Below are 26,317 nucleotides of genomic sequence, written 5' to 3' on the forward strand. Positions count from 1 at the left end.
CAATGGCATCCCCCCGGGATCAGCCGTACTTGGCGGCGAACGCCTCGTCGCTCGTGCACAGATAGACGATGAACTCGATGAACGCGATCACCGCAGGGATGAACGTCCAGCAGAACAGCAGGTAGAGAAAGCCCTGCCCCACGCGCCCGAGATAGAATTTGTGAACGCCGATCCCGCCAAGGAAGAAGGCCAGCAGCGCGGCCGCGATCCGGCTCTTCTGCCCACCGACACCGGCCTGCCCCGCCCCGCACCGTGGACAGGCCCGGGCAGAGACATGGATGCTCGTGCCGCACCCGCTGCAATATTTGCTCTGCCCGATGATCTGGTCCGAAGCATTCGTCGCCATGTCACACCCCCCCTCGTTGTCCCCGGCGTCGAGGCTCGCGGAGGCATGGCGGCCTGTCAAGCCGGCGCCGCGACTTGCGTCGGGGCGGGCACGCGCTAGACGCGGACGGCCATGTCCTCCACCGATCAGCGTTTCGGCCTGACGCGCCACATCGTTCTCCCTGGCCCGCTGCGCCTCGACGGCGGCGGCACGCTCGCGCCGGTCGAGATCGCGTACGAGACGTACGGCACGCTCGCGCCGGACGGCCGCAACGCGGTGCTCGTCTGCCACGCGCTGACGATGGACCAGCATGTCGCCGGGCGGAACCCGCGCACCGGCAAGCCCGGCTGGTGGACGCAGATGGTCGGCCCCGCCTGCCCGATCGACACGACGCGCGATTTCGTGGTGTGCGCCAACGTACTCGGCAGCTGCATGGGCTCGTCGGGCCCCGCCACGCTCGATCCCGCGACCGGCGCCGAATGGGCGATGGCCTTCCCCGTCATCACGATCCGCGACATGGTGCGCGCGCAGGCGATGTTGCTCGATCACCTCGGCGTCGGGCGCCTGCGCGCGGTGGTCGGCGGGTCGATGGGCGGGATGCAGGCGCTGAGCTGGGCCGCGACCTATCCGGAGCGCGTGGAATCGGCGGTCGTCATCGCCTCGACGGCGCGGCACACCGCGCAGAACATCGCCTTCCACGAGGTCGGCCGGCAGGCGGTGATGGCCGATCCGAACTGGCGCGGCGGCGCCTATTACGGCCACGACGTCCCGGCAGCGGGCCTCGCGGTCGCGCGGATGGCGGCGCACATCACCTATCTGTCGGAAGCCGGGCTCACCGAGAAGTTCGGCCGTCGCCTCCAGGCGCGGGACGCCAAGACGTTCGGGTTCGACGCCGATTTCCAGGTGGAAAGCTATCTGCGCCACCAGGGCTTGAGCTTCGTCGACCGGTTCGACGCCAACTCCTATCTCTACATCACCCGCGCGATGGACTATTTCGATCTGGCGGAGGAGCATGGCGGCCAGCTCGCGACCGCGTTCCGCGCGACGCCGACGCGCTTCTGCCTCGTCAGCTTCGACACCGACTGGCTGTATCCGACCGCCGAATCGCGCAGCATCGTCCGGGCGCTCAACGCCGCGGGTGCACCGGTCAGCTTCGTGGAGCTATCGAGCCCCTACGGCCACGACGCCTTCCTGCTCGACTCCCCCGAACTCAACCGCGTCGTCGGCGGGTTCCTCGAGGTGACCCGATGACGACGCAAACCACGATCGGCCTGTCCGACGACCCCGCCCGGCTCGACGTCGCGCGCATCCACGCGTGGCTCGCCTCGAGCTACTGGTCCCCCGGGATCGAGCGCGCGCTGGTCGAACGCGCGATCGCGGGGTCGCACTGCCTCGGCGCCTATGCGGCGGACGGCGTCCAGGTCGGCTATGCGCGCGCGATCACCGATCACGCCACCTTCGCGTGGATCGCGGACGTCTGGGTCGACGCGCCCGCGCGCGGACAGGGCCTCGGCCGGCGCATGGTCCAGTGGTTCCTCGACGACACGCGCTTCGCCGGCATCCGCCGCGTCGCGCTCGTCACCGCCGACGCGCACGGGGTGTACGAGGCGATCGGCTTCCACCCCCCGATCCGCCCCGATCGCTACATGGAACGCCTCTCGCCCGAGGCCGAGGCGGCGCTCCGGGCGACATTGGCATGACTCAACTCCGCTCCGATCTCGCGATCATCGCCGCCAACGTCGCCGCGGGCGCGCGCGTGCTCGATGTCGGTTGCGGCGACGGCGCGCTCATGGCGGCGCTGCGCGATGCCAGGCAGGTCGACGCGCGCGGGCTGGAGATCGACGCGGCCAACGTCGCCGCTGCGGTCGGGCGCGGACTGTCGGTGATCCAGGGCGACGCCGACATCGATCTGGCGGGCTATCCCGACGCCAGCTTCGACTATGCGATCCTCAGCCAGACGCTCCAGACCTGCCGCGCGCCCGATGTCGTGCTCGCTCACCTGTTGCGGATCGGCCGCCACGCCTTCGTCAGCTTCCCCAATTTCGCGCACTGGCGCGTCCGCCTGTCGCTGTTGTGGGGCGGACGGATGCCGGTGACGAACCTGCTGCCCGAGGAGTGGTACGACACCCCCAACATCCACCACGTCACGATCGACGATTTCCGCGCCTATCTGCGCACCCGCGGCGTCCGGCAGGAGGGTGCGTGGTTCCTTTCGGGCGGTCGCCCGACCCGATCCGCCGCCGCCAACGCGTTCGCCGAACATGCGGTGTTCCTGCTGGAGGGGAACCGATCCGCATCCGGTCTGTTGCCTACCCGAACTCGGGAACAGCCATGACCAAGACCGCACTGATCGTAGAGGATGAGATTTTCGTCGCGCTCGACCTCGAGCGGATCCTGATCGATGCGGGCTACAGCGTCGCGGCGATCGCGGCGGACAGCGCGACCGCGCTCGACGCCGCGCCGCAATGCCAGTTCGCGTTCGTCGACGTCAACCTGCGCGATGGCGCGACCGGGCCGGAGATCGCGCGCCGAATTGCGAAGGATCACGGCGTGAAGGTCGTCTTCGTCACCGCCAATCCCACCCAGATCGGCGATGGCGAGTGTGCGCTCGGCTATATCCGCAAGCCGTTCAGCGAAGCCGCGATCCTTGCCGCCGCCGCGCTTGCGACCGACTCCCCCGCAACCGCGGCGAACGACGACGTCATCCGGTTGGGCCTCGCGAACTAGCGCCAGTCGACACTCGGCTATTATTGGCGCCGCGATATGTGCAAGCCCGTCACCCCGGACCCGTTCCGGGGTCTGCTTTTCCGCAACCGACGGCGATACCGTCTTTAATGGCATCGTTTATAACGCGACGGACTCCGAAACAGGTCCGGGGTGACGCACAGGACGGCGTACCAAGCTGAATGTCGATCGCCCCCTGGGGGACGAACATCCCGGCGAACGCTCGGGGTGCCTTGCAGAACTGCTGGCGTCAGCCGCCGATCCCGACACGGCTGAACGCAGCTTCCGGCACCGTGACGTCGATCGCTAGCCCATCCACCGCCCAGTCGCGTGACACGGTGCCTCCGAGCTGACGCACCGCGCTCAACTCGATCAGCTGGCTGCCGAACCCGCCACTCCCGGTGGGTGCCACCACCGGTGGGCCGCCGCGCTCGCGCCACGCCACGCGTACCAGATCCGCCTCGCGCACGATCGCCACGTCCACCACGCCGCCATCCACCGACAGGGCGCCATATTTCGTCGCGTTCGTCGCCAGCTCGTGGAACAGCAGCGCCAGCGGCGTCGCCGAGCGATCGTCGACATGGACGTCGTCGCCATGCACCTGCACCCGGACGATGCCCGGCCGCTGATACGCTTCGAACAGGTCGCCCAGCAGCCCCTGCAGGCTATCCTGCCTCGCGATCGGGCGCGACTGCGCACTGTGCGGACGGACGAAATCATGCGCGCGGCCAAGGGCGGTAATCCGCTGGCGCAGGTCGGTCGCCGCCGGCGCGAACTCCGGCCGGGTCCGCGCCGCGAACGCGATCAGCCCCGCGACCACCGCGAAGATGTTCTTGATCCGGTGCGACAGCTCCTGGCTGATGATCTCGCGTTCCTCCAGCGCCAGCTTCTGCGCATGGATGTCGGTGCACGTCCCGAACCAGCGCGTGATCGCACCCGTCTCGTCGTGGATCGGCAGCGCACGGCCCAGCACCCAGCGATAGGTGCCGTCGAAATGCTTCAGCCGGTACTCGATCGAATAGGGGTCGCCGGTTTCCAGGCTGTGCCGCCACAATGCCCAGGCCCGCTCCTGGTCGTCGGGGTGGAACACGTCGTTCCAGCCGTCCCCATCGGTCGTGCCCGGCGGCGTCCCAGTGAATTCGTACCAGCGCGCATTGTAATAGTCGTGGAAGCCGTCGGGGCGGGTCGACCACACCATCTGCGGCATCGTATCCGCCAGCGTGCGGAAGCGCAGCTCGCTCTCCGCGATCGCGGCGTTGTGTGCGGCATCCACCACCGCCGCCTCGCGCGCCGCGCGGCGGTCGTCGAGCCGGCCCATCGCCGCCAGCGCCAGCACCGCCATCCCGCGTCGCTGGAAATCGGTCAGCCCCTCGGGCCGCGGCACGGTATCGAGCACGCACACCGCGCCCAGCGGCACGCCTTCGGTGGAAACCAGCGGCGCGCCCGCATAGAACCGTACATACGGCTCGCCGGTGACCAGCGCGTTATCGACAAAGCGCGGGTCGAGCTGCGCATCGCGCACCTCCATCACCGCATGATTGTGCATCGCATAGGCGCAGAACGACATGCTGCGCGGCGTCTCGTCCAGATCGGTGCCGACCCGCGCGAGGAACCGCTGATATTCCTCTTCGACCAGCGAGATCAGCGCGACCGGGGCGTCACACAGATCCGCCGCGAAGCGGACGAGGTCGTCGAGCGCCCGTTCCTGTCGCGCGCCCTCGACGTCATACGCCGCCACCACCCGCGCGCGGGTGGCGTCGTCGACGGCGACCGGTCTGGTGAGAAGCGTATCCGTCATCCCGCGCTTAGAACGGCACGTCGTCGTCGAGGTCGTCCGCGAACCCGCCACCGGCATTGCCGCCGCCGCTCGCACCGCCGCCGCCTTGGCCGAACCCGCCCCGGCCGCCCGAACTACCGCCCGAACCGGCGCCACGGCTTCCACCGCCGCCCGAATAGCCGCCGCCGAAGTCGTCGCCGCCGCCGAAATCGTCACGCGCGCCGCCGCCGCCGCCCTGGCCGCCGCCGGGACCGTCGAGCATCGTCAGCACCGCGTTGAAGCCCTGCAGCACGATCTCGGTCGAATAGCGGTCGTTGCCCGACTGGTCCTGCCATTTGCGCGTCTGGAGCTGGCCCTCGATATACACCTTCGAGCCCTTGCGCAGATACTTCTCCGCGACGTTCGCCAGCCCTTCGCTGAAGATCGCGACCGAGTGCCACTCGGTCTTTTCCTTGCGCTCGCCGGTGTTGCGGTCCTTCCACGATTCGCTCGTCGCGATCCGCAGGTTCACCACCTTGCCGCCGTTCTGGAACGATTTCGATTCGGGATCGCGACCCAGATTGCCGACGATGATGACCTTGTTGACGCTACCCGCCATGTTCCGCCTCTTTTACAACCCGGCGAATACCGCCAGCCAATATGTCGCGCCCGCCATGACATACGCCGCGGCGAAAAGGTAGCCGACCATGAACGCCGGCCATTTCCACCCGTTGGTCTCCCGCCTGGTCACCGCGATCGTCGAAATGCACTGCGGCGCGAACACGAACCACATCAGGAACGCGAGTGCGGTCGGCAAGCTCCACCGCGCGCGCAATTTCTCGACCATCGTCTGCTGACCCTTCGCGCCTTCGGTGTCGTCGATCGCATAGACGGTGCCGATCGCCGCCACCGCCATCTCGCGCGCCGCCATCGCGGGGATCAGCGCCAGCGCGATGTCGCGGTTGAACCCGATCGGGCGGACGACCACCTCCAGCCCGTTCGCGATCCGCCCTGCGATCGAATAGTCGACCTGGCTGACGGGACCGCCCACCGGCGCACGCGGAAAGCTCAGCAGCGCCCACAGCACGATCGTCGTCAGCGCGATGATGGTCCCTGCGCGCTTCAGGAAGATCGCGGCGCGGCTCCACAGCCCGATCGCGACGTCGCGCGGCTGCGGCCACTGGTACTTCGGCATCTCCATCATGAAGCCCGACGACGCCCCCTTCGTCACCGTATGCCGCAGCAGCAGCGCCGCGGCGAACGCGCCGACGATCCCCATCAGGTACAGCCCCAGCAGCACCAGCCCCTGCAGGCCGACGAACGGCAGCACCTGACGGTTCGGGATGAACGCGCCGATGATGATCGTGTAGACCGGCAGCCGTGCGGAACACGTCATCAGCGGCGCGATCAGGATCGTCGTCAGCCGGTCCTTCTCGTCGTCGATCGTCCGCGTCGCCATGATCCCGGGCACCGCGCACGCAAAGCTCGACAGCAGCGGGATGAACGCGCGCCCCGACAGGCCGACATGGCTCATCACCCGGTCCATCAGGAACGCCGCGCGCACCATGTAGCCGGTCGCCTCCAGCACCAGGATGAACGCGAACAGGATCAGGATCTGCGGTAGGAACACCAGCACCGCGCCAACGCCCGCGATCACCCCGTCGGTGACGAGGCTGCGCAGCACGCCGTCGGGCATCGCGCCGCGCACCGCCGCCTCCAGCGCGACGAACCCCGCCTCGATCCACGCGATCGGCGCCTCGGACCACGAAAACACCGCCTGAAACATCACGAACAGCAGCGCGACGAGCAGCACCGGCCCGCTCACCGGATGCAGCGCGACCGAATCGAGCAGGTGCGTCCAGCGTCGCACCGGCGTCTCGCTCACCGTCGCCGCCGCCGCGATTCCGCGCGCGCGCCGCTGGAGCGTCACGATATCGTCCTGCACGCTTCCGTCCGAGGGCCGCAGCACGGTGACCGCGCCGCCGATCGCATCCGTCATCGCCGCGCGCAGATCGTCGAGCCCGCGCTTCCTTACCGCCACTGTCGCGATCACCGGCACGCCCAGCTCGCGCCGCAACACTGCGGGGTCGAGCACCAGCCCGTCGCGTTCCGCCAGGTCGATCATGTTGAGCGCCACCACCACCGGCAGCCCCAGCGCGATCAGCTGGAGCGCGAAGCGCAGATGGTTGTCGAGATTGGCCGCGTCGATCACCACGACCAGCGCGTCGGGCAGCCGCTCGCCCGCCTGCCTGCCCAGCAGCACGTCGCGCGTCACGCGTTCGTCGGGGGACGACGGCTCGAGGCTGTACGCGCCGGGCAGGTCGACCAGTTCGATCGGCCGTCCGTCGTCGAGCGACAGTCGCCCCGAATGGCGCTCGACCGTGACGCCCGGATAATTGCCTACCTTCTGCCGCGCGCCGGTCAGCGCGTTGAACAAGGCGCTCTTGCCGGCATTGGGATTGCCGACCAGCGCGACCAGGGGCAGCGCGCTCACTATTCCGCGGGCAGCAGGTCGGCGGGCGCGGGATCGACGGAGACGAGGATCGCGGCCGCGACCGCGCGCCGCAACGCGACGGTCATCCGCCCGATCCGGCACGCGATCGGCCCTTTGCCGAGCACGCTGCGGTGAAGCACCTCGACACCGACGCCCTCGTCGAACCCCAGTTCGCGCAACCGCCGCGCCTCGGGCAGCGCCAGCCGCGCCCAATCGATCGTCGCGACCTGCGCAGGACGCCGACGGGGAAGGGACTCGAGGCTTAGGCCGAGTTTGGGGCTGGAACCGGACACGCGACGCAGATAGCGCGGCTGCGAACGATTATCAATTGCCGAAGCGCGGATCGTCGCCCCGGACCTGATCCGGGGTCCCGCTTCTTCTTATAGACGACGAAAGGGGCCGAGCGTCCGCCGAACGTCGCCCTCACACCACCGGATAGCGCAGCCGCCCGACGAACCGCGCCAGGCTCGGCCGATGCCGCGTCCGCTGCGCGAACCCCGCCTTGGCCTTCTCGAACCGCAGGATCCCGTCGATCCGCCGGTCGAGGAACCCGCGCGTTGCCGCGAAATCCTCGCTGTCGTCGTCGAGGAAGACCGTGACGGTCGCGCCATACACCGCGAACAGGATGCCGCGCTTGGTATAGTGGTTGTAGTCGGTCGCGGTATCGCCCGCGCGCCGCCAGATCCGGTCGACGCTGCGCCAGCCGAGCGCCGCGCCCTTCGCGACGTTCTGCGGCATCGCCAGGATCGCCAGCGCACGGCGCAGCGCCTCGCGGTTGGGCGCCACCGTCTCCAGCCGCGCCTCGATCTGCGCGGCGATCCGCCGGCGGACCTTCATCGCGGCCAGCGCCGCTTCGGGCACCGCCGCCGCCATCGCGTCGTCGATCGCGGCGAACCATGCGTCGATCATCGCGACCGCCCCGTCCGCAAAGGCGAGCGCGGCGACGTCGCGGTCGACGCCCAGCATGTCGGCCGCCAGATCGCGCGCGGCAGGCGTCCAGCCGTCGAACGCGGCATTCTCCGCGATCGCGGGCGCCAGCGCGGTGCGAATCTCGTCGAGCGTGGCGTCGGTCCAGTCGGTCATATCGGCTCCTTGGACGTCATGTCGGCGGTTGTCGCGGGCTTGGCAACCCGCGGGCGCCGCTGCACCAGGACCAACGCCGCCGCCACCATCGCGATCCCCGCCAGATCGGGGGCGCCCAGTCGCTCGCCATAGACGCCCCAGCCCACCGCCGCCGCGACCACCGGCTGGATCAGCAGCGCAAGGCCGATCACCAGCGGCGACAGCTTGCCCAGCGCATAGATCATGCACCCCTGCCCGATCAGCTGGCACACGATCGCCAGCAACGCCATCGGCACCCAGTCGCGCGGCACGATCGTCTCGCCCAGCACCCACGCGAATCCCAGCAGCGGCAGCAGCGCGGCGCACGACGACAGCGCCAGCGCGGGCAGCGGCGCCATCGTCCGCCGGATCCCGCTCATCAGCACGAAATAGGTCGCATAGAGCACGCCCGCGAACACGCACAGCAGGTCGCCCGCCAGATGCCGCGGATCGAGCTCGTAGGACCGCCCCATCAGCAGCGCCGCGCCCGCCGCCGCCAGCGCGAGCGCAAGCCCTTGCGTCCGCGACGGCCACGCCCTGGCGACCAGGAATCCCCAAATCGGGAACAGGAACGTCGCGCAATTCCCCAGCAGCGTCGCGTTCGCCATCGTCGTGTGGAGGATGCCGACGTGCCAGCTCCCCAGATCGAGCGCGAACGCCACGCCCGCCGTACCCAGCAGCCACCACCGCGCGCGCGGCAGCCGCAGCGTCATCCCGCCCGGCATCCCCCGCGTCGCGATCGCCGCGACCAGCAGCACCGGGGTCGCCAGCGCCATCCGCCAGAACGCCGCCGCGACCGGCCCGGTATCCGCCATCCGCACGAACAGCGGCCCGAACGCCAGCGCCACGTTCGCGATCGCCAGCGCGATGAACGCACGCGCGCCGCCCGAAGACGGGATCACGGTTGTGATTGGCCGCGGCATAACATTTCTTGGCGGCTCGCTCTGGTGCATATGGCCCCCTAGCACCTATCTCCGGCAAGTCAGTCTCGAACCAAGACTTAAGCGCGAAGGAACGCCCCGATGCCAGACTCAGCTCGACCCAGCCTGTTCGATCCGATCCGGCTCGGCGCGATCGACGCGCCAAATCGTATCCTTATGGCCCCGCTCACCCGCGGCCGCGCGGATCGCGAGGCGGTGCCGACCCCGATCATGCGCGACTATTACGCGCAGCGCGCCTCGGCCGGTCTCATCATCTCCGAAGCGACGGGAATGAGCCGCGAGGGGCTGGGCTGGCCGTTCGCGCCGGGCCTGTGGACCGACGCGCAGGTCGCCGCATGGAAGCCGGTGACGCAGGCGGTCCACGACGCGGGCGGGCGGATCGTCGCGCAGTTGTGGCACATGGGCCGGCAGGTCCACTCGTCGGTGATCGGCGGGCAGCCCGTATCGTCCTCCGCCACCGCGACCACGGGGCAGGCGCACACCTATGAGGGCAAGAAGGACTTCGAGACCGCGCGCGCGCTCGACATCGACGAGATCCCGCGGTTGATCGAGGACTATGCCCGCGCGACCGAAAACGCGCTCGCGGCCGGGTTCGACGGGGTCCAGATCCATGCCGCGAACGGCTATCTGATCGACCAGTTCCTGCGCGACGGCGCCAACCACCGCACCGACGCCTATGGCGGCGCACCCGAAAACCGCGTCCGTCTGCTCCGCGAGGTCGCGACACGCGTCGCCTCGGTCGCGGGCGCCGACCGCACGTCGGTGCGGCTGTCGCCCAACGGCGAGTCGCAGGGCGTCGACGACAGCGATCCCCACGCGGTCTTCCTCCCCGCCGCCGCGCTGCTGCAGGACATCGGCATCGCGTTCCTCGAACTGCGCGAGCCCGGCCCGAACGGCACCTTCGGCCGCACCGACGTCCCGAAACTCAGCCCGGCGATCCGCAAGGCGTTCACCAACCCCCTCGTCCTGAACTCGGACTATACCAGCGTCGCGGAGGCGCAGGCCGCAATCGATTCGGGCGTGGCGGACGCGATCAGCTTCGGCCGCACCTTCATCGCCAACCCGGACCTCCCCGCCCGCCTCGAAACGGGCGCCCCGCTGGCGAAGGACGACGCCAAGACGTGGTACTCGCAAGGCCCCGAGGGCTACACCGACTACCCCGCTCTCGAGGACGCGCGCGCCGACGCCTAGGCGCACCGTACCCCGGCGAAGCCTGTCCTGAGCGCCTGCCTTGGCAGGCAGTCGAAGGGGCCGGGGCCCAGCCCCGGCCAGGGACCCGCGCGGCAGCGCGATCGGTCCCACCGACGAAGGTTGAGCCCCGGCCTAGGAAGCCTCCCGCTCCACCTGATCCAGCCACTGTGTCGTCCACGCCCGGATCCGCTCGCGCGTCGTCCGCTGCGCGAGCAATACCGGCACCGCGAGCACCAGCGGCACCCACACCGCAAGCACCACGAACGCGAACAGCGCAAAGAGCGCGACAAGCTTCGCGCGCCCGATCGCCGCCGCCGACCCCGGATCCAGCGCGATCGTCCGCGGTGCCTTGTCACCGTAGAGCGCATGCGTCGTCAGCACCGCGCCGCCGTCGAACCGCGTCCGCACCGGCGCGGGCGGCAGCAACGGTGCAGCCCCGCGCGGGACGCCGTCGTCCTTCGCCGCGACCGGCGCCGGCCGCGCCTCCGCCCAGGTATCGATCACCTCCAGCCGCCGCCCGCGCTCGACCACGCGGTAGCGCGTCGGGGGGACCGCGGTCATGCCTGCCGCCGCGCGCGCCAGTCCGCCGCGCCCTGCCCCCAGGCGTCGACGCGGAAATGCACCAGCGGCGCCGGCAATTGCGTGGCGCCGCGGTTGATCGAACCCAGCCGCTGCGCCAGCCGGATCGAGGCGTGGTTCCCGGGATCGATCGTGTGGATCACGTCGTCCCACCCGAGAATGTCGACCGCATAGTCCATCGCCGCGACCGCCGCTTCCTGCGCATAGCCGCGGCCCGCGAACGCCGGCGCGACGCCCCATGCGACCTCGCGCCCGGGCCATCCCTCCGGCATCCATGGCCCGACCCGGCCGACCCACGCGCCGGTCGCGCGCTCGATCACCGAGAAATAGGAATAGCCGCGGATCGTCCATGCGCCCGCGATCGTCGCGAACACGCGCCACGCCTCACTCGCCGTCTTCGCCCCGCCGAGGAACCGCATCGTCCCGGCGTCCGCACAGAATGCGGCGAACGCCGGGAAATCCTCCGCGACCGGCGGCCGCAACACCAGCCGCTCGGTGAACAGGATAGGCCCGTTCACCCCCAGCGGTCCTTCAGCGCTAGCATCGCCAGCGCCGCCTCGGCCGCGCCGCCGCCCTTGTTGAGCTGCGCGGGATCGGCGCGCGCGATCGCCTGCGCTTCGTTCTCGGTCGTCAGGATGCCGTTGCCGATGCACAGCCCGTCCATCGTCAGCGCCATCACGCCGCGCGCGCTCTCGTTCGACACGATCTCGAAATGATAGGTTTCGCCGCGGATGACGACGCCCAGCGCGACGAACGCGTCATACTTCTCCGCGTCCGCCGCCAGCACGATCGCACCGGGAATCTCCAGCGCGCCCGGCACGGTGACCACGTCCGCCTCGTGCCCCGCCGCTTCGATCGCGGCCTTTGCGCCCGCGACGAGCATGTCGTTCAGATGGTCGTAGAAGCGCGCTTCGACGATGAGGATACGGGCCATGTCCTTGATACTCCCAATAACCCACCCCCGTTCGTCCTGAGTGGGGACTGAGCTTGTGAAGCCTGTCCTGAGCGGTTGCCGCAGGCAAGCAGTCGAAGGGGCCCGTATCGAAGGACCCGCTCGATCTAAAGGTCCTTCGATACGCCGCTTCGACTTCGCTCAGCGGCTACTCAGGACGAACGGGTTGGAAAGTGCGCATTCACTCCCCGCCCGTCCCCGGGATCGGCCGCTCGTCGACGATCGACAGGCCATAGCCCTCGAGCCCGACCAGCGCGTGGTGCGTGTTCGTCAGCAGCACCATCTCCTCCACCCCCAGCTCGGCGAGAATCTGCGCACCGACGCCGTAATCGCGCAGCTCCTCGATCTCGGGCGCGCCCGCGCCCTTGCCCTCGCCGCGCAGCTTGATGAAGCGGCTGACCGAATCCTTCATCGGCCGGTTGATGACGACGATCACCCCCGCGCCCGCGTCCGCGATCATCTCCATCGACCGCGACAGCAGCCCCGCCCGCTCGGACGTCTCGCCGAACATGTCGACGAAGTACGATGCGGTGTGCATCCGCACCAGCGTCGGCTGGGTCGGGTCGATCCGCCCCTTCACCAGCGCGATCGTCTCGTCGCCGGTCGCCTTGTTGTGATAGGTCAGCGCGCGCCACGGCCCGCCCCATCTGGACTCGAACGCCATCTCGGCGCGCTTCTCGACGAGGTGGTCGTGCCGTCGGCGATACGCGATCAGGTCGCGGATCGTCCCCATCTTCAGGTTGTGGAGCTGCGCGAACGCGACGAGATCGTCGAGCCGCGACATCGTCCCGTCCTCGTTCATGATCTCGCAGATCACACCCGAGGGGTTGAGCCCCGCCAGCCGCGACACGTCGACCGCCGCCTCGGTATGGCCCGCGCGCACCAGCACGCCGCCGTCGCGCGCGACCAACGGAAAGACGTGCCCCGGCGTCACGATCTCGTCCGCGCCCTTCGACGAATCGATCGCGACCGCCACCGTCCGCGCGCGATCCGCGGCGGAGATGCCCGTCGTCACCCCGTCGCGCGCCTCGATCGAGGTGGTGAACGCGGTTTCGTGCCGCGTCCCGTTGTGCCGGCTCATCAGCCCCAGCCCCAGCTCGTCCACCCGCCGCTTCGTCAGCGCGAGGCAGATCAGGCCACGGCCGTGGCGCGCCATGAAGTTCACCTTCTCGGGCGTCGCCATCTGCGCGGGGATGACGAGGTCGCCCTCGTTCTCGCGATCCTCGTCGTCGACCAGGATGAACATCCGCCCGTTACGCGCCTCGTCGATGATCTCTTCGGGGGTCGACAGGAACGCGTGGCGCAGGCGCGCCACCTCAGCCGGCTTTGCCACGATAATGCTCCATCCGTTGGAGATAGCGTGCGAGCACGTCGATCTCGATATTGACCGCCTGCCCGACGGCAAGCGCACCCAGCGTCGTCATCGCCTGCGTGTGCGGGATGACGTTGATCGAAAAGGTGGAGGTTTCGCCCGCATCCTCGACGGTATTCACCGTCAGCGACACGCCGTCGACCGTCACCGATCCCTTGGGCGCGACGAACGGCGCGAGCGCGGCGGGGACGGTCACCGCGATCCGCTTCGAATCGCCGACCGCGTCGACCGACACCACCTGCGCGACGCCGTCGACATGCCCGGTCACGATATGCCCGCCCAGCTCGTCGCCCAGCTTCATCGCGCGCTCGAGATTCAGCGCGCGGCCCGGGGTCCACTGGTCGGTCGCGGTCTTGCTGATCGTCTCGCCGGAGACGTCGACCGCGAACCATCCCGCACCCTTGTCGACCACCGTCAGGCACACCCCCGAACAAGCGATCGACGCACCCAGGTCGACGGTCGCGGTATCATAGGCGGTGCGCACCACGATGCGTGTGTCGCCGCGCGTCTCGACGCGGTCGATCGTGCCGATGTCGGTGACGATTCCGGTGAACATGGGTCCTCCCTAACGCACCCGCTCGTAGACCTCGAGGCGATCGCTGCCAAGCTGGCGCGCATCGGTCGCGTGCCACCGCACATGCGCTTGTGTCAACGTTGTCAGACCGATGTCGCCCAGCGACGCGCGCCCGCCCCCGATCAGGATCGGCGCGCGGTACAACAGCAGTCGATCGACCAGATCCGCCCGCACGAACGCCGCCGCCGCGCCCGCCCCACCCTCGACGAGCAGATGGTCTCCGGGAAGCGCCGCGATCGCGGCGGGCGACTTGAGCCACATCCACCCGTCCTCGCCTCCGTCACCCCCGCCTCCGCGGGGATGACGTGCAGACAGCACCACCCGCACCGGCGACCGCCCCTCCAGCCCCGCCAGCCGCACATCGAGCCCCGGCGCGTCCGCCTCGTACGTCCCGCGCCCGACCAGGATCGCCTCGTGCCGGCTCCGCTCCAGATGCGCGTGCGCCCGCGCCTCCGCACCCGTGATCCACCGGCTCTCGCCAGACGCCAGCGCGATGCACCCGTCGAGCGAGGTCGCCAGCTTCAGCGTCACGAACGGCCGTCCGAGCAACCGTCGCGTCAGGAACCCCGCCATCGACCGCCGCGCCGCGCCGGCCGATACCCCCGTCCGCACCGAAACCCCCGCCGCCGCCAGTCGTGCCAGCCCCGCGCCGTTCGTCCGCCCGTCGGGATCGCCGATCGCCACCACCACCGCCGCGATACCGGCCGCGACCAGCAGGTCCGCACAGGCCGGTCCCCGCGCCGAGACATGCGCGCAGGGCTCCAGCGTCACATAGGTCGTGGCCCCGCGCGCCGCCTCGCCCGCCTGCGCCAGTGCCATCGCCTCGGCATGCGGCCGCCCGCCCGCCTGCGTCCATCCGCGCCCGACGACGCGCCCGCCCCGGACGATCACGCAGCCGACATTGGGGTTGGGCGCGGTCCGCCCGCGCGTCCGCTCCGCCAGCGCGAGCGCGACGCCCATCCAGCGCGCGTCCTCCGCGGGGGTCAGATGCCGTACTTCTTCAGCTTGTCGTCGACCGCCTTGAACTGCAGCCGCAATTCCTCCTCGCGCGCCGCCTGCTCGGCATCGCGCTTGTCGCGCGCCCGCTGGTCGATCACCTGCTGCGCCTTGATCTGCGCTTCGGTGCGGTCGGCGGGCCATTGTTCGACATAGATGATGTTGGGCTTGTACGACGCGGGGATCGCCGAATCATGGATGAAGGCGAAGATCAGGAACCCGGTGATCGCCATCGCGGCCAGCAGGAACCATATCTCGTACGGTTCGCGCTGGCTCAGGAACACACGCAGGTCCCGGATCGCGCGGACGGGCGACAGGCGGGCGAAATAGCTCATGGCCGCAAAGATAGGCGCACCCCGCCCCCCAGACCAGCCCCCGCCTCCACCGTCACCCCGGACCTGATCCGCGGTCCCGCTTCGTCCTTCGCTACGCGATAGGGTCCCGCGACGACGCAAGGAAAGCTGGTTCATGCGGGCGCGCGGAGGCGCGGACCCTGGCCGGTCGCAGACCGGCGAGAGAACGGCGCCGCGTGCCCCACTTCCTCCGCGCCTCCGCACCTCCGCGTGAACCCGCCCCCCTCACTGCGACAGTTCGAACCGCACCGTCATCGTCTTCCACTGCTCGACGGGAATGCCATCCTTCGTCGCCGCGCGGAACCGCCAGCGCGACAGCGCGCGCCGCTCGGTCGCGGTCCAGAACACGTCGTTCGTCGCCTCGATGCGCTCCGCCGCCTTCACCCGCCCGTCGATGCCGATCAGCACGCGGATCACGACGCGACCCTCCTGTTCCGCCCGCCGCGCGCTAGGCGGATAGTCGGGCTGGAACCCCGCCGCATACGCAGGATCGACCGCAGCGCCGACGAACAGCGGCGGCGCCGGCGACACCTCCGCCGTCGGTGCCATCGTCACCGGCCCCGGATCGCCCGCACCGGTCGTCGGGGGGAGCGGCGGCAGCGGGAAATCGGTCGTCGTCGCGCCCGTCGCCACCGTCGCCTCGACGCGTTCGGGCGTCGTCGCGCGCGCCTGCTGGTGCGGCTGCGACCTCACTTCGGGGGGCACCGGTTCGGGTGGCGGATCGAGCGGGATCTGGGTCGCGGTGAAACGCTTGACGATCGTCCCGTCACGCACCGCAGGCGACGACAGCGCCAGCCCCGCGATCACCGCCACGTTCACGCCGATCGCCACCACCAGGCTCTTCGCATCGACCCCGCGCCGGGCCGCATACCGATCCGCATACATCCGCCGTCTCCTGCTGTTCGACTCTCCCCGCCGGAACGGTCCGGCATAGTGATGGTACATCATAACGCGTATCGGGCAAGAGATGTTATGATGTTACTCTCAACCATCCCATCACCCCGAACTTGATCCGGGGTGGCGAATATCCCCGGACCTCAGTCCTGCCTCGACAGCCGCGCCACCGCGCGGTCGCGCCCGATCAGCGGCAGCAGCGCCGCCATGTCCGGCCCGTGATCCAGCCCGGTCAGCGCGCGCCGCAGCGGCAGGAACAGCGCCTTGCCCTTGCGCCCGGTCGTCGCCTTCAGCGCCGCGGTCAGCGCGTGCCACGAGTCCCCCGCCCAGTCGATCGCCGCCGCCGCCTGGGCCGCCGCGTCCAGATAGTCGCGCTCCTCCGCCAGGTCCGGCGCCTCGATCGGCCCTTCGACGACGCGCCACCAGTCCGCCGCCTCGGCCACCGTCGACAGGTTCGCGCGCACCGCGTCCCACGCCGCCGCGTCCATCCCGGCGGGCAGCCGCCCCGCGACCGCCACGAACGGCAGCTGGTGGACGATTCGCGCATTCAGCTGCGCCAGCTCGCCCTCGTCGAACCGCGCCGGCGCACGCCCGAACCGCGCGAAGTCGAACGTCGCCAGCAGCGGCGCCACATCGAGGATCGGCTCGACCGGGTCGCTCGTCCCGATCCGCGCGAGCAGCGCGCGCACCGCCGCGGGCTCGATCCCCACCTCGCGGAAGTGATCCACGCCCAGCGAGCCGAGCCGCTTCGACAGCTTCCCCTCGGCGCCCGTCAGCAGCGCGGCATGCGCGAACGCGGGCACGCCCGCCCCCAGCGCGGCGAACATCTGCACCTGCGTCGCGGTGTTCGAGACATGGTCCTCGCCGCGCACCACATGCGTGATGCCCATGTCGATATCGTCGATCACCGACGGCAGCAGGTACAGCCACGATCCGTCCGCGCGCCGCACGACGGGATCGCTCATCGTCGCCGCATCGAACCGCTGGCCCCCGCGCACCCGGTCGTCCCACCCGATCGGTGCATCGTGATCGAGCCGGAACCGCCAGTGCGGCCGGACGCCATCGGCCTCCAGCGCCGCGCGCTGCGCATCGGAGAGCGCCAGCGCGGCACGATCATAGACCGGCGGCAACCCGCGCCCCAGCCGCACCTTGCGCTTCAGCTCCAGCTCCTGCGTCGTCTCATACGCCGGATACACGCGGCCGCTCGCGACCAGTTCCGCGAACCGCGCCTCGTACAGCGCGAACCGCGCCGACTGGCGCACCTCGTCGTCGGGGGTCATCCCCATCCAGGCGAGATCGGCGCGGATCGCCTCGACATATCGCTCCTCGCTGCGTGCCGCGTCGGTATCGTCGATCCGCAGGAGGAAGCGCCCGCCGTTCGCGCGCGCCCACATCCAGCTCTGGAGCGCGGTGCGCAGGTTGCCGACATGGAGCCGCCCGGTGGGCGACGGCGCGAAGCGGGTGACGATCTGCATCGCGCACGCTCCTACAAGCCGCCCCTTCCGCTCGCCACCCCCGGCACGTTTTGTAAGGCGGCACCGGCCCGTTTCCCCACCCGACCTCCCATCAGGATACCGTGTGGGAGGTCGGGCGGGGGAGCGGGCCGATGTCGCGAAACGCGCCTTGGCGCGTTTCCAAAGACCTCCTAAGGCGACATGATTCGGGAGGCGCACCAATGAAACTCATCACCGGCAATTCGAACCTGCCCCTGGCGCAGGCGATCGCCTCCTATCTCGAGACGCCGTTGACCGAAGCGCTGGTCCGCCGCTTCGCCGACGAGGAGATCTTCGTCGAGATCCAGGAGAATGTCCGCGGCGAGGACGTGTTCGTCATCCAGTCGACCGGCTACCCGGCCAACGACAACCTGATGGAACTGCTCATCATCATCGATGCGCTCAAGCGCGCGTCGGCCAAGCGGATCACCGCGGTGATCCCGTATATGGGCTATGCCCGGCAGGATCGGAAACCCGGCCCCCGCACCCCGATCTCCGCCAAGCTCGTCGCCAACCTCATCACCGTCGCGGGCGCGGACCGCGTGCTGTCGGTCGATCTCCATGCCGGTCAGATCCAGGGCTTCTTCGACATCCCGACCGACAATCTCTACGCCGCGCCGGTGATGTCGGCGGACATCAAGTCTCGGTTCGGCACGAAGAACCTCATGGTCGTCTCCCCCGACGTCGGCGGCGTGGTGCGCGCGCGCGCGCTGTCGAAGCGGCTCGACAACGCCCCCCTCGCCATCGTCGACAAGCGCCGCGAGCGCGCGGGCGAATCGGAGGTGATGAACATCATCGGCGAGGTCGAGGGCCGGTTCTGCATCCTGATCGACGACATCGTCGATTCGGCGGGCACGCTGTGCAACGCCGCCGCCGCGCTGCGCCAGGCGGGCGCGGAAGACGTCGTCGCCTATGTCACCCACGGCGTGCTCTCGGGCGGCGCGGTCGCGCGCGTCGAGGGCTCGGTGCTGCGCGAACTCGTCATCACCGATTCGATCGGCAACGCCGAAGTCCTCGCCGCCGCCACCCGCATCCGCCCGCTGACGATCGCGCCGCTGCTCGCCGAGGCGATCCGCCGGATCGCGGACGAGACGAGCGTGAGCAGCTTGTTCGACTGACGGCCGAAGGCGCGGCCACGCCCGCGCCACTGCGCGCAGCGCATCGGCTGGCACGGCCGGCGGGTCGGCGCAGCCGAGCCCGTCCGACGACGGCTTCGCCGGCGTCCCGATCGAAGCGAACCGTTAGCCCCACACCCGTTCGCCCTGAGCGAAGTCGCAGGGCTGCCCTCCTTCCCCGACGGTCAGGAAGAAAGGCAGGGCTTCGACAGGCTCAGCCCGAACGGGGAGGGGAAACCCTCACAAAGGACGCCGGCCGGGCAATTCGCTGCGCGACCGGCGCGTACGCCTATTGCTCGGCCAACCCCACGATATGGTCGAACACCGCCGGATGCAGCGGCTTGGCGAACGCACACCCGTACCGATATTTGTCGCGCCACGCGACGACCGCCTCGAGCCCCGACAGCCCCGGCATCGTCAGCCAGACGGTCGTCCCGGGCCACAAGGTAAACGCGGTTTCCGCGCGGAATCCGGTCACCGACAGGTCGACCACGTCGATCTCGAACCGCGTCGTCCCGCGATCGCGCAGGTGCGCACGCATCTTGACCGCCCGGCGCAGCGCACGCCGGTTCTCGTCGAGCTCCGATTCGGATGCCGGATCATGCGAAGGCAAGTAGCGGGCCTGTTCCATGACAGCCCCCCTGCCACACTGCCGGTTACTTTTCGGCTAACGCGCCAGCCCGCTCGCCCGCGCCGGTCGCGGCACGCACGCCTGCGCGCCCGCGCCGCTTCAGCTCCGCCTTCAGCGCCTCCGGGCTCGGCGCGACGAGGAAGCCGAAGCTCACCGTCCCCTCCTTCGTCTCGACGACATGGTGGAGCCGGTGCGCCTGCACGATCCGCTTCATGTACGCCGATCTGGGCAGGTAGCGCGTCGGCAGCCGCCGGTGGACGATCACGTCGTGGAACCCGAAATAGATCGCGCCATAGGCCGCGACCCCCGCGCCGATCCACGCGAACCCCGGCCACCATCCCAGCTGCACGCCCCCCAGCAGCATCACGAACGAAGGCACCGCGAAGATCGCCGCATACAGGTCGTTCAGTTCCCAGTTGCCGTGCCGCGCGCGGTGATGGCTTTCGTGGAGGAACCAGCCCGGCCCATGCATCACCCAGCGATGCGCCGCGTATGCGAACCCCTCCATGAAGATCACGGTGCCGAGGAACAGGAGGATGCCGAGCCAGATCGCCATGACGTTCGATATAGGGTGCAAGCGCGCGTGACGTTACCCGAAAAAATATCCCCCGTCGTCATCCTCGCGAAGGCGGGGATCCATCTCTCCCGACGCATCACGAAGCGACACCTCACGAAGGCACGCCGCAGGCGATGAATCCCCGTCTTCGCGGCGATGACAAACGTCTATCGCAAACGCGTCGCAACCGCAATACCGTCAGGGCTGGATTCCCCCGCCCCCCTGTGCTTTAGCCGCCCGCAAACCTTCCCGACGCTTCATGACGAAAAGGCGAGCCCGATGAACATCCATGAATATCAGGCCAAGGAACTGCTGGCCAAGTACGGCGTCCCCGTTCCCGCCGGCTTCGCCGCGCTGAGCGTCGAGGAGGCCGTCGCGGCGTCGAAGAAGCTTCCCGGGCCGCTCTACGTCGTCAAGGCGCAGATCCACGCGGGCGGCCGCGGCAAGGGCAAGTTCAAGGAACTCGGCCCCGACGCCAAGGGCGGCGTCCGGCTGGCGAAGACCGAGGACGAGGTCCGCGCCGCCGCCACCGACATGCTCGGCAACACGCTCGTCACGATCCAGACCGGCGACGCGGGCAAGCAGGTCAACCGCCTCTACGTCACCGACGGCGTTGACATCGCCAAGGAGTTCTACCTCGCGCTCCTCGTCAACCGCGCGACCAGCCGCATCTCGATGGTCGTCTCGACCGAGGGCGGGATGGACATCGAGACCGTCGCGCACGACACGCCCGAGAAGATCCACTCGATCGATATCGATCCCGCGACCGGTTTCCAGCCGCACCACGGCCGCGCGGTCGCCAACGCGCTCGGGCTGACCGGCGACCTGTCGAAGCAGGCCGCCTCGACCGCGTCGAAGCTGTACGACGCCTTCCTCGGCACCGATGCCGAGCAGATCGAGATCAACCCGCTCGCGGTGACGGATGACGGCAAGCTCGTCGTCCTCGACGCCAAGGTCGCGTTCGACGGCAACGCGCTGTTCCGCCACAAGGACCTCGTCGAACTGCGCGACGAGACCGAGGAGGATCCCGCCGAGCTCGAGGCGTCGAAGTACGACCTCGCCTATATCAAGCTCGACGGCGACATCGGCTGCATGGTCAACGGCGCGGGCCTCGCGATGGCGACGATGGACATCATCAAGCTCAACGGCATGTTCCCCGCCAACTTCCTCGACGTCGGCGGCGGCGCCACGACCGAGAAGGTGACGGCGGCGTTCAAGATCATCCTGAGCGATCCTGCGGTGAAGGGCATCCTCGTCAACATCTTCGGCGGCATCATGAAGTGCGACATCATCGCGGAGGGCATCGTCGCCGCCGCGAAGGAAGTGAACCTGTCAGTCCCGCTCGTCGTCCGGCTCGAGGGCACGAACGTCGAGAAGGGCAAGGAGATCCTGTCGAACTCCGGCCTCGCGATCGTCCCCGCCAACGATCTGGGCGATGCCGCGAAGAAGATCGTCGCCGAGGTGAAGAAGCTCGCCGCCTGATCCTTCGCATCCGTGATTCGCGATGATTCGGGGGCTCGGACGGAAACGTCCGGGCCCCTTTTCGTTGGAAGCGGCAGGGCCCGGGCCGCCGGGTGGATCGCGATGCCGTAGCGGCATCGGCGGTCCGCCATACCGGACTTGCGAAAACCGCGCGATTACGCCTAGGGAACCCCCGACGCCGTCGTGCAAAGACCTGTCTTAGGAAGGAGCCCCGATGAAGGTGCTGGTCCCCGTCAAGCGCGTGCTTGACTATAATGTGAAGCCCCGCGTGAAGGCGGACGGGTCGGGGGTCGACCTCGCCAACGTCAAGATGAGCATGAACCCGTTCGACGAGATCGCGGTCGAGGAAGCGATACGTCTCAAGGACAAGGGTGTCACCGAGATCGTCGTCGTCTCGATCGGCGAGCAGAAGGCGCAGGAAACGCTGCGCACCGCGCTCGCGATGGGCGCGGACCGCGCGATCCTCGTCGTCAGCGAGACCAAGGTCGAGCCGCTCGGCGTCGCCAAGCTGCTCAAGGCGATCGTCGACGAGGAGAAGCCCGATCTCGTCATCCTCGGCAAGCAGGCGATCGACGACGACAACAACCAGACCGGGCAGATGCTCGCCGGGCTGCTCGGCGTCGGCCAGGCCACCTTCGCCTCGAAGGTCGATCTGGCGGACGGCAGCGTCACCGTCGCGCGCGAGGTCGATGGCGGATCGGAGACCGAGACGCTGAAACTCCCCGCGGTCATCACCGTCGACCTGCGCCTCAACGAACCGCGCTACGCCAGCCTGCCAAACATCATGAAGGCCAAGTCGAAGCCGATGGCGCAGAAGACGCCCGCGGATTTCGGCGTCGACGTCACCCCGCGCCTCACCACGCTCAAGGTGGTCGAGCCGCCCAAGCGCTCGGCCGGCGTCAAGGTCGCCGATGTCGACGAACTGGTCGGCAAGCTCAAGGCGATGGGCATCGCGAAATAGGCTCACTCCTATTTGCTCGGACATACCCACACCCGTTTGCCCTGAGCTTGTCGAAGGGCTGTCCTTCTTTTCCGATCCGCCGAAAAGAAAGACAGGGCTTCGACAAAGCTCAGCCCGAACGGGGATTGAACGAAAGGTTTTCCAATGAAGACTCTGGTCTGGGTCGAACATGACGGCACCACCGTCAAGGACGCCACGCTCTCCACCGTCACCGCCGCATCGCAGCTCGGCGAGGTCCACCTGCTCGTCGCCGGGCAGGGCGTCGACGCGGTCGCCGCCGACGCCGCGAAGATCGCAGGCGTCGGCAAGGTCCACGTCGCCGACGACGCCGCGTTCGCGCATGCGCTCGCGGAGAACGTCGCGCCGCTCGTCGCCGAGCTGATGGGGCATCACGACGCGTTCCTCGCGCCGTCGACCACCAACGGCAAGAACATCGCGCCGCGCGTCGCCGCGCTCCTCGACGTCATGCAGATCAGCGACATCCTGTCGGTCGAGAGCGAGGACACCTTCACGCGCCCGATCTATGCGGGCAACGCGATCGCGACCGTCCAGTCGTCGGACGCGAAGAAGGTCATCACCGTGCGCGGCACCGCGTTCGACAAGGCCGCGACCGAAGGCGGCACGGGCACGATCGAGGCGGTCGCCTCGACCGGCGACACCGGCCTGTCCACCTTCGCCGGCCAGGAGATCGCCAAGTCGGAGCGTCCCGAGCTCACCAGCGCGAAGATCATCGTCTCGGGCGGTCGCGCGCTCGGCTCGTCGGACCAGTTCCACGCGCTGATCGATCCGCTCGCGGACAAGCTCGGCGCAGGCGTCGGCGCGTCGCGCGCCGCGGTCGATGCGGGCTATGCCCCCAACGACTATCAGGTCGGCCAGACCGGCAAGATCGTCGCCCCCGAAGTCTATGTCGCGATCGGCATCTCGGGCGCGATCCAGCATCTGGCGGGCATGAAGGACTCGAAGGTCATCATCGCGATCAACAAGGACGAGGACGCCCCGATCTTCCAGGTCGCGGATTACGGCCTGGTCGGCGACCTGTTCAAGGTGGTGCCGGAGCTGACCGGGAAGCTGTGAGCGGGCGAGGCGCGTAGCGACGCCACGCGCCGGTGCCGGCGTGCGAAGCACAGCCGGCACGCCCGCTCACGGCCGGCGGCGCCGTCGAGCCGACCGACGACGCGGGATTTACTCCCGCGTCGCGCGCGATCGGGCGAGACGGCGATCCCCCCTTACTTCTGACCATTACGAGCCAACACCAACCCCGCTCGTGCTGAGCCTGTCGAAGCACCGTTCTTCTTTCGGCTCGCGGGCAGAAGAATGATGGGGAGCAAGCATAGCGCGCTTCAGCCCGTTCCGGGGGCTCCCACCTCCACCCGCAGCCGCTGCAATCGGGCGCAAAGCCGCGACACGGATCGGCCAAGCGCAATGACGATCGCGTCCGACTCGCGCTCCGCAACGATCTTTATCTGGCGATCCTCCTTCCCGCTGCGAAAGCACAGCAATCGCAGGATCAGAAGCCATTGCCCCGATCGTTCGAGCGCGATCGATCCCTTCCCGTGGCACAGGAACGACCGCAGTTCGTCATGAACCCGAACGGCGGCAAGCAACGGCAGAACGTGTACGCCCTGCGTCGCGAACGGCCCGTCCTGCGACAGAGCCTTTTCGAGCGCTGCCCATCGCTGACCGACAAGATGCGGCAACGCGATGCGTGCGCCGCCCGGTGCAGCCGCGGCCAGCGTCAGCAGCGTCTCGCTCACCGCCGCCTCCGCGCGCGCGAACTGGTCCAGACACCATCCGCGCCACGCATTCGCCGCATGGGTCGGCGCGACCCATATGTCGGCAGGGTCCTCAATGGGAATCTGGACCGTCATGCCTCCCCGCATGTCACGATCACGTTTCGATCCGGTTGATCCCGATCGCACGGTGCAACTCCCGCGCTTTCTCTCGCGTTCACCGGACAAGGAGACGATCATGCCCACCCAGCCCAACAAACCCGGCGCCGAACACCCCGACGGCACCCCCGAACCCACCAGCGACCAGCCCGCCGTCGAGAACCAGGGCACCACCACCCCGGACGCCTATCCGGAACCCGCCAGCGGGGAGGACATGGGCGGCTCCACCCCCGTAAAGCCGAAATGATCCGCCGCCGCCTCGTCGCGACCGGCCGGGTCCAGGGTGTGTTCTACCGCGACTGGTTCGTCGGCGAGGCGCGCGCGCTCGGCCTCGACGGGTGGGTACGCAATCGCGCCGACGGCTCGGTCGAGGCGGTGGTGCAGGGCGCGCCCGTGATGGTCGACGCGATGATCGCGAAGGCACGAAAAGGCTCCCCCGCCGCCCGCGTCGCCGACGTCGCGGCCATCGACGACGCCTCCACCGAAACGCTCGACGGGTTCGCAAGACACCCCACGCGTTGAGCGGCGCCATCCTGCACCGCCCTTTCCTACACCGGCCTGTCCTACACCGCGCAAATTTGCTGTTATGCCGCGCATGACCGACATCGCCTGCAATCCCGCTGCCGCCGTCTCCGCCGCATTCCCCCCGCGCGGGCGATTTTCGATGCCGACGTGGCGGCAACTTCGGCAACTTCCAGCCGTCGCGATCCTCGCCACGCTCCCCGTCGCCGCCTTATCGCAGAACGCCCCGCCCCGAGTCGCCGAGCGGATCGACCGGCTTCTGGCCCGCGCGCCGGTGGTCGACGGCCACAACGATCTCGCCTGGGAAATCCGCAAGAAGCAGGGCGCCAAGGTCGAGGCGCTCGACCTGACCGCCGACACGACCAGGCTCCCGTCTCCGCTCCAGACCGATATTCCCCGGCTGCGCCGCGGGCATGTCGGCGCGCAGTTCTGGTCGGTCTGGATCCCCGCCGACACCCCCGGCCCGCGCGCGGTCGAGATGACGCTCGAGCAGATCGATATCGTCCGCCGCCTGGTCGCCGCGGCCCCACGCGATCTCGCGATGGCCGCCACCGCCGCCGATATCCGCCGCATCGCGAAGACGGGCCGGGTCGCGTCGCTGATCGGGGTCGAAGGCGGACACCAGATCGACGGCCGCCTGTCGGTGCTGCGCCAGTACAAGGCGCTCGGCGTCGGCTACATGACGTTGACGCATGGCAGGAGCCTCGACTGGGCCGATTCCTCCACCGACGCCCCGCGCGCGAACGGCCTCAGCGCATTCGGTCGGCAGGTCGTCGCGGAGATGAACCGCATCGGCATGATCGTCGATGTCAGCCATGTGTCGGACGCGACGATGGCGGCCGCGCTCGCGGTGACGACCGCGCCCGTCATCGCGTCGCACTCGGGCGCGCGCGCGATCGCCGACGCGCCGCGCAACATCCCCGACGACCTCCTCCGCGCGATCGCGGCGAACGGCGGCGTCGTGATGGTCAACGTCTACCCCGCCTTCGTCTCCGCCGCGTGGCGCGCCTGGGACAAGGCCCGCACCACCTACGCGCGCTCGGTCGGCGTCCCCGCCGACGTCTATGGCGGCAGGTCCCCCGCCCCGCTCGTAGCCTGGGACGCCGCCCACCCCGCGCCGCGCGTCACCGCCGCAGAGGTCGCCGATCACGTCGATCACATCGCGAAGGTCGCGGGTCGCGACCATGTCGGCATCGGCGGCGATTACGACGGCATCAACGGCACCGCCCCCGCCGACATGACCGGGGTCGACGGCTACCCCGCTCTCTTCGCCGAACTCATGCGCCGCGGCTGGACCGACGCCGATCTTGCCAAACTGGCGCAGGGCAATATTCTGCGCGTGATGGACGCGGTCGAGGCCGTCGCGAAGGCCAGCGCGACGCAGCCCCCGGTCGATGCGACGGAGCCCGAATGAGC

General features: G+C 69.2%; 31 protein-coding genes. 12 read left to right on the top strand and 19 right to left on the bottom strand.

Annotated elements, in window-relative coordinates:
* Positions 1 to 19: 19 nt before the first annotated feature.
* Positions 20 to 346 (bottom strand): TM2 domain-containing protein, encoded by a 327-nt coding sequence (locus ACV7NO_RS02120; protein ID WP_463404384.1) that lies wholly within the window; start codon positions 344 to 346, stop codon positions 20 to 22.
* Between the two features lie 111 nt (positions 347 to 457).
* On the opposite strand from ACV7NO_RS02120, the gene metX reads away from it, so the two are divergent.
* Genes metX through ACV7NO_RS02140 form a run of 4 tightly spaced genes read left to right on the top strand, consistent with a single transcriptional unit; the run spans position 458 to position 3,052 of the window.
* Positions 458 to 1,576, top strand: a complete 1,119-nt coding sequence (metX, locus tag ACV7NO_RS02125) for a homoserine O-acetyltransferase MetX (protein WP_463404385.1) — start codon at positions 458 to 460, stop codon at positions 1,574 to 1,576.
* Positions 1,573 to 2,025, top strand: coding sequence for a GNAT family N-acetyltransferase (locus ACV7NO_RS02130; protein WP_463404386.1), 453 nt, complete (start codon positions 1,573 to 1,575; stop codon positions 2,023 to 2,025). The genes metX and ACV7NO_RS02130 overlap by 4 nt, the downstream gene beginning before the upstream one ends.
* Positions 2,022 to 2,660 (top strand): methionine biosynthesis protein MetW, encoded by a 639-nt coding sequence (gene metW / locus ACV7NO_RS02135; protein WP_463404387.1) that lies wholly within the window; start codon positions 2,022 to 2,024, stop codon positions 2,658 to 2,660. The genes ACV7NO_RS02130 and metW overlap by 4 nt, the downstream gene beginning before the upstream one ends.
* The gene (locus tag ACV7NO_RS02140) at positions 2,657 to 3,052 is read left to right on the top strand and encodes a response regulator (RefSeq protein ID WP_463404388.1); all 396 of its coding nucleotides are present in this window, start codon (positions 2,657 to 2,659) and stop codon (positions 3,050 to 3,052) included. The genes metW and ACV7NO_RS02140 overlap by 4 nt, the downstream gene beginning before the upstream one ends.
* 247 nt (positions 3,053 to 3,299) lie before the next feature.
* Here ACV7NO_RS02140 and ACV7NO_RS02145 read toward each other — a convergent pair whose 3' ends face one another.
* The 6 genes from ACV7NO_RS02145 to ACV7NO_RS02170 form a co-directional block, all read right to left on the bottom strand.
* Positions 3,300 to 4,847, bottom strand: coding sequence for a sensor histidine kinase (locus ACV7NO_RS02145; RefSeq protein ID WP_463404389.1), 1,548 nt, complete (start codon positions 4,845 to 4,847; stop codon positions 3,300 to 3,302).
* A gap of 7 nt (positions 4,848 to 4,854) precedes the next feature.
* A complete protein-coding gene (ssb, locus tag ACV7NO_RS02150) occupies positions 4,855 to 5,424 on the bottom strand; it encodes a single-stranded DNA-binding protein (RefSeq protein WP_463404390.1) in 570 nt (189 codons plus the stop codon).
* 12 nt (positions 5,425 to 5,436) lie between these two features.
* Positions 5,437 to 7,299, bottom strand: a complete 1,863-nt coding sequence (gene feoB, locus ACV7NO_RS02155; protein ID WP_463404391.1) for a ferrous iron transporter B — start codon at positions 7,297 to 7,299, stop codon at positions 5,437 to 5,439.
* Positions 7,299 to 7,592 (bottom strand): FeoA domain-containing protein, encoded by a 294-nt coding sequence (locus ACV7NO_RS02160; RefSeq protein WP_463404392.1) that lies wholly within the window; start codon positions 7,590 to 7,592, stop codon positions 7,299 to 7,301. Before ACV7NO_RS02160 ends, feoB begins: the two co-directional genes overlap by 1 nt.
* Before the next feature lie 130 nt (positions 7,593 to 7,722).
* A complete protein-coding gene (locus tag ACV7NO_RS02165; protein ID WP_463404393.1) occupies positions 7,723 to 8,382 on the bottom strand; it encodes a COQ9 family protein in 660 nt (219 codons plus the stop codon).
* Positions 8,379 to 9,323 carry a DMT family transporter gene (locus tag ACV7NO_RS02170; RefSeq protein ID WP_463404394.1) on the bottom strand — a complete coding sequence of 315 codons (945 nt, stop codon included), beginning with the start codon at positions 9,321 to 9,323 and terminating at the stop codon, positions 8,379 to 8,381. The genes ACV7NO_RS02165 and ACV7NO_RS02170 overlap by 4 nt, the downstream gene beginning before the upstream one ends.
* A gap of 99 nt (positions 9,324 to 9,422) precedes the next feature.
* Between ACV7NO_RS02170 and ACV7NO_RS02175 the strand changes: the two genes are divergently transcribed.
* Positions 9,423 to 10,532: an alkene reductase gene (locus ACV7NO_RS02175; RefSeq protein WP_463404395.1), complete on the top strand. Its 1,110-nt coding sequence runs from the start codon at positions 9,423 to 9,425 to the stop codon at positions 10,530 to 10,532.
* Between the two features lie 132 nt (positions 10,533 to 10,664).
* On the opposite strand, the gene ACV7NO_RS02180 is transcribed toward ACV7NO_RS02175, so the two are convergent.
* The 9 genes from ACV7NO_RS02180 to ACV7NO_RS02220 form a co-directional block, all read right to left on the bottom strand.
* Positions 10,665 to 11,093, bottom strand: a complete 429-nt coding sequence (locus ACV7NO_RS02180; protein ID WP_463404396.1) for a hypothetical protein — start codon at positions 11,091 to 11,093, stop codon at positions 10,665 to 10,667.
* Positions 11,090 to 11,629 carry a GNAT family N-acetyltransferase gene (locus ACV7NO_RS02185; RefSeq protein ID WP_463404397.1) on the bottom strand — a complete coding sequence of 180 codons (540 nt, stop codon included), beginning with the start codon at positions 11,627 to 11,629 and terminating at the stop codon, positions 11,090 to 11,092. Before ACV7NO_RS02185 ends, ACV7NO_RS02180 begins: the two co-directional genes overlap by 4 nt.
* Positions 11,626 to 12,045 (bottom strand): 6,7-dimethyl-8-ribityllumazine synthase, encoded by a 420-nt coding sequence (gene ribH, locus ACV7NO_RS02190; RefSeq protein WP_463404398.1) that lies wholly within the window; start codon positions 12,043 to 12,045, stop codon positions 11,626 to 11,628. The genes ACV7NO_RS02185 and ribH overlap by 4 nt, the downstream gene beginning before the upstream one ends.
* Before the next feature lie 199 nt (positions 12,046 to 12,244).
* Complete coding sequence (gene ribB / locus ACV7NO_RS02195; protein ID WP_463404399.1) at positions 12,245 to 13,396, bottom strand: 3,4-dihydroxy-2-butanone-4-phosphate synthase; 1,152 nt, start codon at positions 13,394 to 13,396, stop codon at positions 12,245 to 12,247.
* Positions 13,380 to 13,991: a riboflavin synthase gene (locus ACV7NO_RS02200; protein WP_463404400.1), complete on the bottom strand. Its 612-nt coding sequence runs from the start codon at positions 13,989 to 13,991 to the stop codon at positions 13,380 to 13,382. The genes ribB and ACV7NO_RS02200 overlap by 17 nt, the downstream gene beginning before the upstream one ends.
* A gap of 9 nt (positions 13,992 to 14,000) precedes the next feature.
* The gene (gene ribD, locus ACV7NO_RS02205) at positions 14,001 to 14,969 is read right to left on the bottom strand and encodes a bifunctional diaminohydroxyphosphoribosylaminopyrimidine deaminase/5-amino-6-(5-phosphoribosylamino)uracil reductase RibD (protein WP_463404401.1); all 969 of its coding nucleotides are present in this window, start codon (positions 14,967 to 14,969) and stop codon (positions 14,001 to 14,003) included.
* Positions 14,970 to 14,992: 23 nt separating this feature from the next.
* Positions 14,993 to 15,340 (bottom strand): hypothetical protein, encoded by a 348-nt coding sequence (locus ACV7NO_RS02210; RefSeq protein ID WP_463404402.1) that lies wholly within the window; start codon positions 15,338 to 15,340, stop codon positions 14,993 to 14,995.
* Between the two features lie 243 nt (positions 15,341 to 15,583).
* Complete coding sequence (locus ACV7NO_RS02215) at positions 15,584 to 16,243, bottom strand: energy transducer TonB (RefSeq protein ID WP_463404403.1); 660 nt, start codon at positions 16,241 to 16,243, stop codon at positions 15,584 to 15,586.
* Positions 16,244 to 16,395: 152 nt separating this feature from the next.
* Positions 16,396 to 17,727, bottom strand: coding sequence for a glutamate--tRNA ligase (locus ACV7NO_RS02220; RefSeq protein WP_463404404.1), 1,332 nt, complete (start codon positions 17,725 to 17,727; stop codon positions 16,396 to 16,398).
* Positions 17,728 to 17,927: 200 nt separating this feature from the next.
* Between ACV7NO_RS02220 and ACV7NO_RS02225 the strand changes: the two genes are divergently transcribed.
* The gene (locus tag ACV7NO_RS02225; RefSeq protein ID WP_463404405.1) at positions 17,928 to 18,863 is read left to right on the top strand and encodes a ribose-phosphate pyrophosphokinase; all 936 of its coding nucleotides are present in this window, start codon (positions 17,928 to 17,930) and stop codon (positions 18,861 to 18,863) included.
* Between the two features lie 286 nt (positions 18,864 to 19,149).
* Here ACV7NO_RS02225 and ACV7NO_RS02230 read toward each other — a convergent pair whose 3' ends face one another.
* Positions 19,150 to 19,491 carry a PilZ domain-containing protein gene (locus ACV7NO_RS02230; protein ID WP_463404406.1) on the bottom strand — a complete coding sequence of 114 codons (342 nt, stop codon included), beginning with the start codon at positions 19,489 to 19,491 and terminating at the stop codon, positions 19,150 to 19,152.
* Between the two features lie 25 nt (positions 19,492 to 19,516).
* Positions 19,517 to 20,047 carry a sterol desaturase family protein gene (locus ACV7NO_RS02235; RefSeq protein WP_463404407.1) on the bottom strand — a complete coding sequence of 177 codons (531 nt, stop codon included), beginning with the start codon at positions 20,045 to 20,047 and terminating at the stop codon, positions 19,517 to 19,519.
* Between the two features lie 279 nt (positions 20,048 to 20,326).
* On the opposite strand from ACV7NO_RS02235, the gene sucC reads away from it, so the two are divergent.
* The 3 genes from sucC (at position 20,327) to ACV7NO_RS02250 (ending at position 23,564) form a co-directional block, all read left to right on the top strand.
* Positions 20,327 to 21,529, top strand: coding sequence for an ADP-forming succinate--CoA ligase subunit beta (gene sucC, locus ACV7NO_RS02240; protein ID WP_463404408.1), 1,203 nt, complete (start codon positions 20,327 to 20,329; stop codon positions 21,527 to 21,529).
* Positions 21,530 to 21,743: 214 nt separating this feature from the next.
* Positions 21,744 to 22,490 carry an electron transfer flavoprotein subunit beta/FixA family protein gene (locus tag ACV7NO_RS02245; protein WP_463404409.1) on the top strand — a complete coding sequence of 249 codons (747 nt, stop codon included), beginning with the start codon at positions 21,744 to 21,746 and terminating at the stop codon, positions 22,488 to 22,490.
* Positions 22,491 to 22,634: 144 nt separating this feature from the next.
* Positions 22,635 to 23,564, top strand: coding sequence for an electron transfer flavoprotein subunit alpha/FixB family protein (locus ACV7NO_RS02250; protein WP_463404410.1), 930 nt, complete (start codon positions 22,635 to 22,637; stop codon positions 23,562 to 23,564).
* Between the two features lie 266 nt (positions 23,565 to 23,830).
* Here the strand turns inward: ACV7NO_RS02250 and ACV7NO_RS02255 are convergent, their stop codons facing one another.
* Positions 23,831 to 24,460 (bottom strand): hypothetical protein, encoded by a 630-nt coding sequence (locus ACV7NO_RS02255; RefSeq protein ID WP_463404411.1) that lies wholly within the window; start codon positions 24,458 to 24,460, stop codon positions 23,831 to 23,833.
* Between ACV7NO_RS02255 and ACV7NO_RS02260 the strand changes: the two genes are divergently transcribed.
* The 3 genes from ACV7NO_RS02260 to ACV7NO_RS02270 all read left to right on the top strand — a co-directional run bounded on the left by ACV7NO_RS02260 (position 24,459) and on the right by ACV7NO_RS02270 (position 26,315).
* Positions 24,459 to 24,626 carry a hypothetical protein gene (locus ACV7NO_RS02260; RefSeq protein WP_463404412.1) on the top strand — a complete coding sequence of 56 codons (168 nt, stop codon included), beginning with the start codon at positions 24,459 to 24,461 and terminating at the stop codon, positions 24,624 to 24,626. The two genes, ACV7NO_RS02255 and ACV7NO_RS02260, sit on opposite strands and share 2 nt — an antisense overlap.
* Positions 24,623 to 24,901, top strand: coding sequence for an acylphosphatase (locus ACV7NO_RS02265; RefSeq protein ID WP_463404413.1), 279 nt, complete (start codon positions 24,623 to 24,625; stop codon positions 24,899 to 24,901). The genes ACV7NO_RS02260 and ACV7NO_RS02265 overlap by 4 nt, the downstream gene beginning before the upstream one ends.
* A 73-nt stretch (positions 24,902 to 24,974) precedes the next feature.
* A complete protein-coding gene (locus ACV7NO_RS02270) occupies positions 24,975 to 26,315 on the top strand; it encodes a dipeptidase (protein WP_463404414.1) in 1,341 nt (446 codons plus the stop codon).
* Positions 26,316 to 26,317: the final 2 nt, after the last annotated feature.

Source organism: Sphingomonas sp. Ell38C01 (genome assembly GCF_055231975.1).